This is a genomic window from Ensifer aridi, from assembly GCF_002078505.1.
In the GTDB taxonomy this organism is placed as follows: Bacteria; Pseudomonadota; Alphaproteobacteria; order Rhizobiales; family Rhizobiaceae; genus Sinorhizobium; species Sinorhizobium aridi.
On record NZ_LUAV01000014.1, the window covers coordinates 329,998 to 343,001 of the forward strand.

General features: G+C 65.4%; 14 protein-coding genes. 8 read left to right on the forward strand and 6 right to left on the reverse strand.

All coding sequences use genetic code 11. The annotated features are described in order from the left end of the window. The first annotated feature begins 249 nt into the window (after positions 1-249). The 6 genes from AYK65_RS14785 to mnhG are packed head-to-tail and all read left to right on the forward strand — an operon-like array spanning position 250 to position 6,238. Positions 250-3,159, forward strand: a complete 2,910-nt coding sequence (locus tag AYK65_RS14785) for a monovalent cation/H+ antiporter subunit A (protein ID WP_081158845.1) — start codon at positions 250-252, stop codon at positions 3,157-3,159. Beyond that, positions 3,159-3,506, forward strand: coding sequence for a Na+/H+ antiporter subunit C (locus AYK65_RS14790; protein WP_026616128.1), 348 nt, complete (start codon positions 3,159-3,161; stop codon positions 3,504-3,506). The genes AYK65_RS14785 and AYK65_RS14790 overlap by 1 nt, the downstream gene beginning before the upstream one ends. Further along, positions 3,502-5,109, forward strand: a complete 1,608-nt coding sequence (locus AYK65_RS14795) for a monovalent cation/H+ antiporter subunit D (RefSeq protein WP_172402002.1) — start codon at positions 3,502-3,504, stop codon at positions 5,107-5,109. Before AYK65_RS14790 ends, AYK65_RS14795 begins: the two co-directional genes overlap by 5 nt. Positions 5,110-5,112: 3 nt before the next feature. Then, positions 5,113-5,598 (forward strand): Na+/H+ antiporter subunit E, encoded by a 486-nt coding sequence (locus tag AYK65_RS14800; RefSeq protein ID WP_026616126.1) that lies wholly within the window; start codon positions 5,113-5,115, stop codon positions 5,596-5,598. After that, a complete protein-coding gene (locus AYK65_RS14805) occupies positions 5,595-5,876 on the forward strand; it encodes a K+/H+ antiporter subunit F (protein WP_026616125.1) in 282 nt (93 codons plus the stop codon). Before AYK65_RS14800 ends, AYK65_RS14805 begins: the two co-directional genes overlap by 4 nt. After that, positions 5,873-6,238: a monovalent cation/H(+) antiporter subunit G gene (gene mnhG, locus AYK65_RS14810; RefSeq protein WP_026616124.1), complete on the forward strand. Its 366-nt coding sequence runs from the start codon at positions 5,873-5,875 to the stop codon at positions 6,236-6,238. Before AYK65_RS14805 ends, mnhG begins: the two co-directional genes overlap by 4 nt. On the opposite strand, the gene AYK65_RS14815 is transcribed toward mnhG, so the two are convergent. Next, on the reverse strand, positions 6,239-7,051 hold the full coding sequence (locus AYK65_RS14815; protein WP_046116552.1) for an NAD(P)H-dependent oxidoreductase: 813 nt from the start codon (positions 7,049-7,051) through the stop codon (positions 6,239-6,241). It lies immediately after the preceding gene. 93 nt (positions 7,052-7,144) lie between these two features. On the opposite strand from AYK65_RS14815, the gene AYK65_RS14820 reads away from it, so the two are divergent. After that, complete coding sequence (locus AYK65_RS14820) at positions 7,145-8,071, forward strand: LysR family transcriptional regulator (RefSeq protein ID WP_026616122.1); 927 nt, start codon at positions 7,145-7,147, stop codon at positions 8,069-8,071. A 17-nt stretch (positions 8,072-8,088) separates the two neighbouring features. Here AYK65_RS14820 and cobM read toward each other — a convergent pair whose 3' ends face one another. Together cobM and cbiE are read right to left on the reverse strand one after the other, a co-directional pair. Continuing rightward, positions 8,089-8,847, reverse strand: a complete 759-nt coding sequence (gene cobM / locus AYK65_RS14825; RefSeq protein ID WP_026616121.1) for a precorrin-4 C(11)-methyltransferase — start codon at positions 8,845-8,847, stop codon at positions 8,089-8,091. A gap of 22 nt (positions 8,848-8,869) precedes the next feature. Next, on the reverse strand, positions 8,870-10,102 hold the full coding sequence (gene cbiE, locus AYK65_RS14830; protein WP_081158849.1) for a precorrin-6y C5,15-methyltransferase (decarboxylating) subunit CbiE: 1,233 nt from the start codon (positions 10,100-10,102) through the stop codon (positions 8,870-8,872). Here cbiE and AYK65_RS14835 point away from each other — a divergent pair. After that, positions 10,080-10,880 carry a cobalt-precorrin-6A reductase gene (locus AYK65_RS14835; protein WP_026616119.1) on the forward strand — a complete coding sequence of 267 codons (801 nt, stop codon included), beginning with the start codon at positions 10,080-10,082 and terminating at the stop codon, positions 10,878-10,880. The genes cbiE and AYK65_RS14835 overlap by 23 nt on opposite strands. Here the strand turns inward: AYK65_RS14835 and AYK65_RS14840 are convergent. Genes AYK65_RS14840 through AYK65_RS14850 form a run of 3 tightly spaced genes read right to left on the reverse strand, consistent with a single transcriptional unit; the run spans position 10,844 to position 13,004 of the window. Continuing rightward, positions 10,844-11,608, reverse strand: a complete 765-nt coding sequence (locus AYK65_RS14840; RefSeq protein WP_046116554.1) for a precorrin-3B C(17)-methyltransferase — start codon at positions 11,606-11,608, stop codon at positions 10,844-10,846. The genes AYK65_RS14835 and AYK65_RS14840 overlap by 37 nt on opposite strands. Further along, positions 11,605-12,375 (reverse strand): precorrin-2 C(20)-methyltransferase, encoded by a 771-nt coding sequence (locus AYK65_RS14845; protein WP_046116555.1) that lies wholly within the window; start codon positions 12,373-12,375, stop codon positions 11,605-11,607. The genes AYK65_RS14840 and AYK65_RS14845 overlap by 4 nt, the downstream gene beginning before the upstream one ends. Then, positions 12,372-13,004 (reverse strand): precorrin-8X methylmutase, encoded by a 633-nt coding sequence (locus AYK65_RS14850; RefSeq protein WP_026616116.1) that lies wholly within the window; start codon positions 13,002-13,004, stop codon positions 12,372-12,374. The genes AYK65_RS14845 and AYK65_RS14850 overlap by 4 nt, the downstream gene beginning before the upstream one ends.

A 13,004-nucleotide genomic window follows, 5' to 3' on the forward strand; every position in this document is an offset into this window, starting at 1 on the left:
AAAAGTCATAAAAACATATGCCTTCTGCCGCTTCGCGGATGATCTACAGCGCCGCGCGTCTTAGACGCGCAAAGGTCGCTGTAGCACTTTGAATTGCTGCATGTTTTATCCTTAAATCGGCTACGATTTAAGGAAACATGCAGTGGGCCACCTTCTGCGACCGCCGCTCGGCGGCAGTCCTTACGGGACCGGGAGTCCCGATCTCCAACACACCCATAAGGGGACGGAACGATCGAATACGCGGAGAAATTGCTTTCGGTTTTCATTCTCGCCCCCTTCGCGGGAAGCCTCATCGCAATCTTCTTTCCGTCCGATCAACGTGGTGCCACAGCCTGGTTCGCGGGCGCCATCGCTCTCGTCTGTTTCCTGGTGACGGCCGGCCTCTACCCCATCGTCGCCTCCGGCAACGTGCTTCGCTATCAGCTCGAATGGATCCCCGAGCTCGGCCTGAACTTCACGCTCCGCATGGATGGCTTCGCCTGGCTGTTTTGCGCGCTGATCACGGCGATCGGAGTGCTCGTCGTTCTCTACGCCCGCTACTATATGGCCGAGGAAGACCCGGTGCCGCGCTTCTTCGCGCTCTTCCTCGCCTTCATGGGCTCGATGCTCGGCGTCGTCCTTTCCGGCAACCTCATCCTGCTTGCGGTCTTCTGGGAGCTGACGAGCATCGTATCCTTCCTGCTGATCGGCTACTGGCACCACAATGCACACGCCCGCGACGGCGCGCGCATTGCGCTGACCATGACCGGCATGGGCGGCCTCACCATGCTGGTCGGACTGGTGATCATCGGTCGGATCGTCGGCAGCTACGATCTCGACGCAGTGCTCGCGTCCGGCGATGCGATCCGCAACCATCCGCTCTACGTGACGGTGCTCGTCCTCATCCTGCTCGGCGCGTTGACGAAGAGCGCCCAGTTCCCGTTCCACTTCTGGCTGCCGCACGCCATGGCGGCGCCGACGCCGGTTTCGGCCTATCTGCATTCGGCGACGATGGTAAAGGCCGGCGTCTTCCTGCTTGCGCGACTCTGGCCGGTGATGGCCGGCACCGAGGCCTGGTTCTGGCTCGTCGGCCTCGCGGGCCTGACGACTTTGCTGCTCGGCGCCTATTTCGCGATCTTCCAGCAGGACCTGAAGGGGCTGCTCGCCTATTCGACGATCAGCCATCTCGGTCTCATCACCGTGCTCCTGAGCCTCGGCAGCCCGCTCGCCGCCGTCGCCGCGGTCTTCCACATCGTCAATCATGCCACCTTCAAGGCTTCGCTCTTCATGGCCGCCGGCATTATCGACCATGAAACCGGCACGCGCGACATGCGTAGGCTGAGCGGGCTCTTCCAATTCATGCCGATCACGGCGACGCTCGCGATGGTGGCCAGCGCCGCCATGGCCGGCGTTCCGCTGCTGAACGGCTTCCTGTCAAAGGAGATGTTCTTCGCCGAGGCGATCGAAACGCACCTCGTCAACCCGCTCGATACGGCAACGCCCTATGTCGCGACGATCGCCAGCATGTTCGCCGTGACCTATTCGCTCCGCTTCATTCACAGTGTCTTTTACGGTCCGACTCCAACGGACCTGCCGCGCAAGCCGCACGAACCGCCGCGTTGGATGCGGGCACCGATCGATTTTCTGGTGCTTGCCTGCCTCGTCGTCGGGATTATCCCCGCCCAGACGATCGGCCCCTTCCTGCACACTGCCGTCATCTCGATCCTCGGCGACGCAACGCCGGACTACAGCCTTGCGGTCTGGCACGGCCTGAACATCCCGCTGATCATGAGCTTCGTCGCGCTGTCTGGCGGCGTCGGTCTCTATTTCCTGATGCGCTCCTATCTCGCGACCGGCATAGAGGGACCGCCGGTCTTTCGCCTACTGGAGGGGCAACGCATCTTCGAACGCGTTCTGGTGACCCTTTCGTGGAAATGGGCGCGCTCGCTCGAACAGCAGCTCGGCACGCGCCGCCTGCAGCCGCAGATGCGCCTCCTTGTTTTTCTTGCCCTTGTGGCAGGGGCGTCGCCGCTTCTGATCCGCGGCTTCACCCTGCCCCCACTCGTGATCCGCGGCATCGATCCCGCCTTCGCGCTGCTTTGGGCGGTCGGGATAGCCTGCGCTGTCGGCTCGGCGGTCATGGCGAAGTTCCATCGCCTCGCCTCGCTCGTGCTCCTTGGCGGCGCGGGGCTCGTTACCTGCATCACCTTCGTCTGGCTGTCCGCGCCGGATCTCGCCGTCACCCAACTTCTCGTCGAGATCGTCACCACCGTGCTCATCCTGCTCGGATTGCGCTGGCTGCCGAAACGCATCGCGGGGCCGGAGACCGCCGAGGACATTCCGTTGCGAACCCGCGCCCGGCGCCTGCGCGATTTCCTGCTCGCGATCATCGCCGGCGGAGGACTGATGCTCATCTCCTATACGGTGATGACGCGACCGCTCCCCGAGACCGTTGCCGACTACTTCCTCGCGCGTGCCTACCAGGAGGGTGGCGGAACCAACGTCGTCAACGTCATCCTCGTCGATTTCCGCGGCTTCGACACGCTTGGCGAAATCGCTGTCTTGTGCATCGTCGCGCTGACGGTGTTTGCGCTCCTCCTGCGCTTCCGACCGCAGGCCGACAGCCTCGAAACTCCGGAACAGCAAAGAGTGCAGAACGCCTTCGATGACGACCATCCCGACCGCACCGCGGGCGACAGTGTCGCCGAATATCTCTTCGTCCCGTCCGTGATCATGCGCTGGATGTTCCCGGTGACCGGCATGCTCGCGGCCTTCCTCTTCCTGCGCGGGCATGACCTGCCGGGCGGCGGCTTTGCCGCGGGTATTGCCATGTCGATCGGCTTCATCCTGCAGTACATGTCGGGCGGAACCCGCTGGGTCGAGGAGCGCCTGCGCATCCATCCGCTTCGCTGGATGAGCATCGGTCTCCTGATTGCCGTCGCCACGGGCGCAGGATCATGGCTCTTCGGTTATCCGTTCCTCACCTCGCGCGCCGAATATGCGACCCTGCCAATCATCGGCAAGGTGCCACTCGCGAGCGCCAGCCTCTTCGACCTCGGGGTATTCTCGCTCGTGCTCGGCGCAACCGTGCTCATGCTCATTGCGCTAGCGCACCAATCGGTGCGCGCGCCGCGCGCACACGCCCGAGCCACGCGTCCGGAGAAGGAGGCGGCAGAGTAATGGAACTCGTTCTCTCTACCGGCATCGGCGTGCTGACGGCATCCGGCGTATATCTTCTTCTGCGGCCGAGAACCTATCAGGTTATCATCGGGCTTTCACTGCTCTCCTTTGCCGTCAATCTCTTCATCTTCGGCATGGGCAGGCTCAGGGTGAACGCCCCACCTTTGCTCGAACCGGGCGGCGTCGGCGACCTCGTTCGTTACACCGACCCCGTTCCGCAGGCGCTGGTGCTGACAGCCATCGTCATCGGCTTTGCCATGACCGCGCTTTTCCTCGTCGTGCTGCTCGCCTCGCGCGGCTTCACCGGGACAGACCACGTCGACGGGAGGGAGCAGCGCGGTGATTGAATGGCTGCAGCATCTCCTGGTCCTGCCGATCCTCGTGCCGCTCGCCGTGGCGGCGGTGCTGATCCCGATCGATGAGCGCAAGCGCACGCTCAAGGGCGCCATCGGCTTCGCCTCGACACTCGTCGTCTTCGTCGTGACGATGATCCTCGTGCGCCTTGCAGCGGGCGGCTCGCCCGGAACGGGTGTCTACCAGCTCGGCAACTGGCCTGCGCCCTTCGGCATCGTGCTTGTTCTCGACCGGCTTTCGGCGCTGATGCTGTGCCTTGCGAGCGGCCTCGCACTCGCCGCCCAGGTTTATTCCATGGCGCGCTGGCACACGGCGGGCCACCACTTCCACTCGCTGTTCCAGCTTCTCGTGGCCGGTCTCAACGGTGCCTTCCTGACGGGCGACCTGTTCAACCTCTTCGTGTTCTTCGAGATGATGCTGGCGGCGTCCTACGGCCTGCTGCTGCATTGCTCCGGTCCGGTGCGCGTCAAAGCGGGGCTGCATTATATCGCCATCAATCTCGCCGCCTCGGCGCTGTTCCTGATCGGCGTAAGCCTGATCTACGGGGTGACCGGCACGCTCAACATGGCGGATCTCGCAACGAAACTCGCAACGCTTGCCCCAGAAAACAGAAATTTCGTGGAAGCGGGCGCCGCCATTCTCGGCGTCGCCTTCCTCGTGAAGGCCGGCATGTGGCCCTTGAGCTTCTGGCTGCCGACGGCCTATGCGGCGGCGACGCCGCCGGTCGCTGCCGCCTTCGCGATCCTGACGAAGGTCGGGATCTACATTATCATCCGCCTGCATCTGCTCGTCTTCGGCGCCGCGGCGGGAGCCTCGACCGGCTTCGGTCAGGACTGGCTTGTCGCCGGCGGCATGCTGACGATCGCCTATGGCGCGATCGGCGTGCTTGCCTCTCAGGCGATGGGTCGCCTCGCGGGCTATTCGGTACTTGTCTCTTCCGGAACGCTACTTGCCGCGCTCGGCCTCGGACATCAGGGGATGCTGGCAGGCGCGCTCTTCTATCTCGTCAGTTCGACACTGACGATCGCCGCCTTTTTCCTGCTCATCGAGCTCGTCGAACGCGGCCGCGATGCCGGGGCCGACGTGCTGGCGGTGACGATGGAGGCCTATGGCGACTTCGACGAGGATGAAGAAGAGGAAGAGGTCGGCGTCGCGATACCCGGGACGATGGCTGTGCTCGGCCTCTGCTTCTGCCTGTGCGCGGTGCTCTTGTCCGGCCTGCCACCGCTTTCGGGCTTCATCGCCAAGTTCGCGCTCCTGCATGGCCTCTTCGACGGTTCGAAAGCGGATCTTGCAGCCGCGACATCGCCCGCCGACTGGACCTATGTATTGCTCATCATCCTGTCGGGCCTGGCCGCCATGATCGCCATGAACCGCATCGGCATCCGCACCTTCTGGGCCTCCATCGAGGGCACGATACCGCGCGTCGTGGTCGTCGAGATCGCGCCCGTTCTCGTTCTGCTCGGCGCCTGCGTCTTCCTGAGCCTGCAGGCGGGGCCCGCCATGCGCTACATGCAGGCGACCGCCGACGATCTGCTCTCGCCCCTCGTTCATAGCGAGCGGGTGCTTTCGGCGCCAAGGACGGGAGGCAATTAGCCGATGCGCACCTGGCTTCCCTACCCACTGCTTTCGACCGGCCTGTTCGTCATGTGGCTGCTGCTCAACCAGTCGGTGGCACCGGGCTCGATCCTGCTGGGCCTGGTTCTGAGCGCGGTGCTCGCCTGGGTGACGCTCAAGCTGCAGCCCGCGCGGTCCAATCTGCACCGTCTGGGACGCGCCTTCGGGCTTGCCGTTCACGTCGTGGGGGACATCATACGGTCGAATATTGCCGTCACCGGCATCATCCTGCGCTCGCGCAGGCGTCCAGCCAATGCCGGCTTCTTGACCATCGATCTCGATCTCGATGACGAAAACGCGTTGGCGCTGCTCGCCTGCATCGTGACAGCCACGCCCGGAACAGCCTGGCTCGAATATGACCGCCGCCTGAAAACGGTACTCATCCACGTGCTGGACATCGAGAACGAGGCCCTGTGGCGGCGAACCGTCAAGGGGTATGAGGCCCAACTGAAGGAGATATTCCAATGATCGAGCTTGCGATCATCTGGTCCGTACTTCTCGCGCAGAGCATGCTGGCGCTCGCCATGGCCTTCGCGCTCTACCGCATCGCCAGGGGACCGCGGGCGCAGGACCGCATCCTCGGCCTCGATACGCTTTACGTCAACGCGATGCTCTTGCTCTTGAGCTTCGGCATCCGGACCGCGAACACGGTCTACTTCGAAACGGCTCTGATCATTGCCGTGATTGGCTTCGCCTCTTCGATCGCGCTCGCCAAGTTCCTCATGCGCGGCGAGGTGATCGAATGAGCCACCTGACCGACCTGCCGCCCTGGGCGGCGATTGCCGTGTGCGCGCTGTTGCTTTTAGGCGCGGCGACGACGCTGATAGGGTCGCTCGGCCTTCTGCGTCTTTCCGATTTTTATGAGCGCCTGCACGCCCCGACGATCGCGACCAGCGGCGGCACGATCCTCATCTGCCTGGCGTCGATCCTCTGCTTTGCCGTGTTGCAGGGCCGCTGGGTCTTCCATGAGCTGCTGATCATCTTCTTCGTTACGGTGACGACGCCCGTAACGCTGATGCTGCTCGGACAGGCAGCCCTTTACCGCGACCGGTTCGAGGAACGGCAGGACGTTCCCCGAAAGCCGAGACCCGCACTCGATGAGGAATAGCTATTCGCCTGCCTGACGAAACGCCTCGCGCGCATCATTGAGGTGAAGCGCGAAGCCGGTTGCGCCTGCTTCGCCGAGGCCGGGACGGAGCTGCATGCTCGGGATCAGATAGTCGCCGCCATTCTGTTGCCGATAGGGAATGGGCGGGGTCGAGCCGAGCCTCCGCATCCTCTCGCGCAGGCGCTCGGCCAGCGGCTCGAAAGCCGCTTCGTCGAAACGATCGACGCGATAGGCGACGAATGGAGGAAGCACGTCGTAGCCCGGATAGTAGAGGATGCCGTGGTTGATGGGGAACAGGAGGTCATCTATCGGGCCGTTGACGCCGCGGGCCGAATAATGCTCTTCCCAGCCGCCGGCGGTCACGATCAGCATCGCGCGCTTGCCCGCCAATTTCCCTTCGCCGTAGCGGTCACCCCAGCGCTTGTCGCTATGCTCGCCGACGCCGTAAGCAAAGCCGTAGGCGAAGACGCGGTCGACCCAGCCCTTGAGAATGGCCGGCATGGAGAACCACCAGAGCGGGAACTGGAGGATGAGGACATCGGCCCAAAGAAGCTTCTCGATCTCCGCCTTGACATCTTCCGTCAGCGCCTCGGCTTCGAAGGCCTTCTTGGAGGCTGCGACAGGCACGAGCCGCGCGTCCGGCGCCAGCAGGGGGAAGTCGGCGCGGTCGACCTCGGATTTCCAGCCTTGGGCATAGAGATCCGAGACCCGCACTTCATGGCCTTGTGCTTCGAGCTCCTTGAGCGCGACGTCGCGGAGCGCTCCGTTGAGCGAGCGCGGTTCCGGATGAGCAAAGACGAGCAGAACTTTCATGGATCATTCTCCTGGTGAGATTTTCGTCCCTCTAGGTAGCCAGCATCCGCCCGATCCGCTACGTGTAGGGAATGCATGAGATCGTGCCGAATAATGGATAAATCCGACGTCACTCTCGAGCGCATGCGCACTTTCGTGCGCGTCGCAGAGCGCGGAAGCCTGTCGGCGGTCGCGCGCGAACTTAGGGTCGGTCAGTCGACCGTCACGAGGCATTTGCGCGAGCTCGAGGAAGCAGTCGGGGTGCCTCTGCTCTCCAGGACCACCAGACGCGTGACGATGACCGATGAGGGCAGCCGCTACTATGCCAGGAGCGTCGAGATCCTCCGCCTCGTGGAGCAGGCCGGCGACGAGGTAAGAGGCACGCGAGGCGCGCCGGCCGGCACGGTCCGCGTCTCGTGCACGGCGGCTTTCGGGGTTCTCCATGTCAGCCGGCTGATCTTCGCGTTTCAGGACCGCTATCCCGACATCGGCGTCGATTTGAGCCTTACCGACGAGCGGGTCGACCTCGTGCGCGAAGGCGTCGACATCGCGCTCCGCCTGGGTCCGCTCACCGACAGTTCGATGCGGCTGAAGGCGCTCGGCCAGAGCCGTCGCCTGCTCGTGGCGGCGCCGGGCTATCTGGCCCAACGGGGGAGGCCGGCCGTTCCGCGGGATCTGACCGGCCATGAGGGCATCCGGATGTCGAACGTCGCAGGAAGCGACACTCTTGTCCTGCAGGGGCCGGATGGCAGTCATCACGCGGTGCCCTTCGGCGGACGGTTGCGGGTCGACCATGGGCTTGCCGCACGCGAGGCGCTCGTCGCCGGGCGCGGCATCGCGCCTGCGCATCGATGGCTTGTCGGCGACCTTCTGGCAGCGGGCAGGCTCGAAGTGGTCCTACCCCACTATTCGCTGCCACCGGTCCCGCTCAGCATGTTGATCGTTCCGGAGCGCGCGGGCATCGCCCGGGTCCGGCTTCTCGTCGACTTCCTTGCAGATGAGATCGGCAGCGTTCCCGGGGTCGAGCAGGCGCGGCGATAGCCGACCGGCTGTTCCGCCTATTCGCGTCCGCGGAAGCGGCGCTGATAGGCTGCATCGTAGAGCGAGCTCTCGCGGAAGTCCGAGGCTTCGAGGCCCGGGCCGACGAAGATGAGCGCCGTGCGCTCGATCGGTTCGGCGGCGACCCTCGCGGCGATGTCACCGAGCGTGCCGCGCAGGACGCGTTCATCCGGCCAGGAGGCCTTGACGACGATCGCCACCGGGCAATCGACGCCATAGAGCGGCGTCAGCTCCTCGACGACGCGGTCGAGCGCGTGGATGGCGAGATGGATCGCAAGCGTTGAGCCCGTGGCTCCGAAGGCGGCGAGCGTCTCCCTGTTCGGCATTGGCGAGGCGCGGCCGGAAACGCGGGTCAGCACCAGGCTCTGTGCCACCGCCGGAATTGTCAGTTCGCGGCCGAGCGTCGCAGCGGCGGCAGCGAAGGCGGGCACACCGGGCGTCATCGTATAGGGAATGCCATGTTTCTCGAGCCGCCTGATCTGCTCCGCCACGGCGCTCCAGACGGAAAGGTCGCCCGAATGCAGCCGTGCGACGTCCTCGCCGGCTTGCGCAGCGCGTACATATTCCGCCTCGATCTCGTCGAGCGACATCGGTGCCGTGTCGACGATGCGGGCGCCGGGCGGGCAATATTGCAGCAGTTCCGGCGAGACGATCGAGCCGGCATAGAGGCAGACGGGGCAGTCGCCGATCAGGTCCCGTCCCCTGACCGTGATGAGGTCTGCCGCGCCCGGGCCTGCGCCGATGAAATGAACCGTCATAGTCTGTCCTCTCGAGAATCTTTCAGGCCTTGATCCACGACCATTGCGTGACCGGCATGGCCGGGCGCCAGCCCGTCATCGAGCCGACGGGCGCGGCCCGCGCGACATCGATGCGGATCAGTGATCCGCCAAGCCGCGCATGGTGGGCGATGAGCACCGCTTCCATTTCCGTTGTCACCGCATTGGCGACCAGCCGTCCGCCGGGGGAAAGCGCCGCGACCGCCGCGTCCATCACGCCCGGCTCGCTACCGCCGCCGCCGATAAAGATCACATCCGGGCGCGCCAAGTTTCGCAATGCGTCCGGCGCCTCGCCCTCGACGACCACGAGCCCAGGCACACCGAAGCGGGCCGCATTGCGGCCGATACGCTGGGCTCGCTCGGATGACGCCTCGACCGCGACCGCCCGCATCGCCGGATCGGCCAGCATCCATTCGATGGCGACCGAGCCCGAGCCGGCGCCGATGTCCCAGAGAAGCTCGCCCTTGCGCGGCGCCAAGGCCGAGAGCGTCAAAGCCCGCACCTCGCGCTTGGTGATCTGGCCGTCATGTTCGAAGAGTCTATCGTCGAGGCCGCTCGCAAGCGGCAGGATCCGCGCGTCCGCATCGGCGACGACTTCGACGGCGCAGACGTTCAAGGCGTCGACCTGTTCCAGCGCGAAGCTTGCGGCGATGTGACGGGAGACGCGCTCGCGCTCCCCTCCAATTGCCTCGAGAAGCGTAAGCTGCGACCGACCGAAACCGCTCCCGCTGAGCAGTTCGGCAAGCGCCTTCGGCCCGTTCTCGTCCGAGGTCAGTGCCAGCACGCGTGCGCCCGGCTGCAGATGCGGCCGGATGAGATCGAGCGGGCGCCCGTGCAGCGAAACTGTCGCAACCTCCTGCAGCGCCCAGCTCAGCCGCGAGGCGGCAAGGCTGAAGGCGGATGGCGCGGGAATGGTGCGCATTTCCTTGACGTCGACGCGGCGCGCCAGCGTGGCGCCGACCCCGAACAGGAACGGATCGCCTGAGGCGAGCACGACGACGGAGCTACCGCGCCGCGCAAGGATGGCCTCGACCGATTTTTCGAAGGGGCTCTGCCATATGTGGCACTCGCCCTTGATCAACGGCGCCGCAAGCTCGATGTGGCGGGCACCGCCGAAAACGACCGGTGCAGCTTCGATGAGCCGCTTGGCCTCGTCGCCGAGACCGGCTACACCATCCTCTCCGATACCGATGATGGTGAGCCAAGAGACGATGATGGCCGAGCCACTGTTCGACATGTCAGCCATGGACAGACCTCGCATCCTGATCCTCGGCGGCACGACGGAGGCGCGTGAGCTGGCCGAGCGCCTCGCAGCCGATCGGCGCTACGACGCGGCGATCTCGCTTGCCGGCCGCACGGCCGACCCGCGCCCGCAGCCCTTGCCGACGCGCATCGGCGGCTTCGGCGGAGCGGAGGGGCTCGCTGCCTCCCTGAAGGCCGAGAACATCGCCCTTCTCATCGATGCGACGCATCCCTTCGCGGCACGCATATCGCACAACGCCGCCGCGGCGGCGGATACGACCGGAACGCCGCTCTTTGCGCTCCGCCGCCCCGCATGGGAGGCCGAAGCCGGCGATCGCTGGACGCGCGTCGAGAGTGTGGCCAAGGCGGTCTCCGCCCTCGGCGAAGCGCCGCGCCGCGTGTTTCTCGCGATCGGCCGCCAGGAGGCATTCCACTTCGAAAGGGCGCCGCAGCACCGCTACGTCGTGCGCAGTGTCGACCCGGTGACACCCCCGCTCGCCCTTCCGGACATCACCGCCATACTCGCCTGTGGTCCTTTCGCGGAGAGCGACGAGGTGGAATTGCTCAAACAGCATGGTATCGACGTCGTCGTCGCCAAGAACAGCGGTGGCACCGCTACTTATGGCAAGATCGCCGCGGCACGAAAGCTCGGGCTCGAGGTGGTGATGGTCGAGCGCCACAAGCCCGCCGACGTGGCGACGGTCAGCGACTGCAACGAGGCGCTCGAACGCATCCATCAATGGCTTTCCCCGGTGAAGGACCGCGGCGTGTAAACGAGATCCGGCTTTCCATCGCGGGCGATGATCCGTGTCTCGGGCGAGCCGACGATCACGCAGGTCGCCATGTCGGCACGGGAGGGATCGGCTTCGCCGAGCGGCATGACCGCAATGCGCTCGTCAAGCCGCCCGGCGGCTCGGCCGAAGATCACCGGCACGCGGGGCGGCAGCACTTGCCGCAGGACCTCAAAGGCTTCGCCGAGTTGCCAGGGCCGCGCCTTGCTAATCGGATTGTAGAGGGCGATGACGAGCCCGGCCTCTGCGGCAAGCCTCAGCCGCTTGGTGATGACATCCCAGGGCTTCAGATTGTCCGAGAGCGACATGGCGCAGAAATCGTGGCCGAGCGGCGCGCCGATCCGCGCGGCGACGGCAAGCATGGCGGTGACGCCCGGCGTGATCTTCAGATCCACCTGCCGCCACTCCTTAGGCCCCTTGTCGATCGCCTCGCAGACGGCCGCCGCCATCGCGAAGATGCCGGGATCTCCGCCGGAGACCACGCAGACGTCGACACCGGCGCTGGCGCGGACGAGCGCCGCCTCGGCCCGGTCCAGTTCCTCGCGGTTGTCGGAGGCGATGCGCCGCTGGTCGGCTCTGAGGTGCAGACGGTCGAGATAGGGGCCGTAGCCGAAGAATTCGGTCGCAACGGCGATCGCGTCTTTGGCCTCCGGTGTCATCTGTGCCGGATTGCCGGGGCCGGTGCCGACGATGAAGAGCTTTCCCGTCATCGTCTTTCCTCTCGCAGCCTGCCTTCGCGACCCGGGCGGTCCTTCCAGCCGGGCACCAGCACCAGCGAGAAGTACGGCGCCTCGTCGTCGGGCTTCTCGCCGAGCGGGACCATCGCCGCGTTCTTCATCGTGCCGCGCTCCACATAGACGGCGTTCTCTAAGCGGCCGGCTGCGGCGAGCGCCCGGCGGATTTTCGGCAGATTGCGCCCGACCTTCATGATAACGGCGGCCTCCGTGTCGGCGAGGCGGCGCTGAAGCTCACCCTCGCCCATCGTGCCGGGCAGGACCGAGAGCACGTCGTCGCCCTGCACCAGCGGCAGCCCCGCGAGCGACCAGCAGCCGGACATGGCGGTGATGCCGGGAATGACCTCGACCGGGAACCGGCCGGCAAGCCGCACATGCAGGTGCATGTAGGAGCCGTAGAAAAGCGGATCGCCCTCGCTCAGCACCGCGACCGTTCGCCCGGCTTCAAGATGCACAGCCACGGCTTCGGCCGAGGCGTTGTAGAAATCGGTAATCTGGCGCTTATAGGCCTCCGCGTCCTTGTCGATTTCGGTCGTCACTGGATAGTAGAGCGGCAACTCGACCAGGTCGGGCTTCAACAGGCCCTCGACCACGGCGCGGCCATTGCCGTTGCGCCCGGCCTTGGCGAAATAGGCGACGACATCCGCCTCGCCGAGCGCCCTGACCGCCTTCACCGTCAGAAGCTCCGGGTCGCCGGGACCTGTTCCTACACCGATCAGTCTTCCCACTTCGCCGGCGCTCACAGACCCGGCCTCGCGAGCGAATTCAGCGCCGCCGCCGTCATCGCGCTGCCGCCGAGTCGGCCGCGCACGATGGCAAAGGGAACGCTGTAGGAATTCTCGGCGAGCGCATCCTTCGATTCGGCCGCGCCGACGAAGCCGACCGGCATGCCGAGGATCGCCGCCGGCTTCGGCGCGCCGTCACGCAGCATTTCAAGCAGATAGAAGAGCGCCGTCGGCGCATTGCCGATGGCAACCACGGAGCCCGCCATCCGCTCGCCCCAGAGCTTGAGCGCCGCGGCCGAACGCGTGTTGCCGATCTCGGCTGCAATCTCCGCCGTGCGCGGATCGCGGAGCGTGCAGATGACCTCATTACCCGCCGGCAGCCTCGCCCGCGTTACGCCGTGGGCGACCATCTCCGCATCGCAGAAGATCGGCGCGCCGTTCTTCAGCGCCGTACGCGCGGCGGAGACGAAATCCGGCGAGAAGACGAACTGGCGCGCCGCCTCGACGGAGCCGCAGGCATGCACCATGCGCACCGCAAGATCGGCCTCTTGCTCCGAGAAGCCGGAAAGATCGGCTTCCGCCCGGATGATCGCGAAGGAACGCTCGTATATGGCGTTGCCATCGCGGATATAATCGTAATCAGGCAT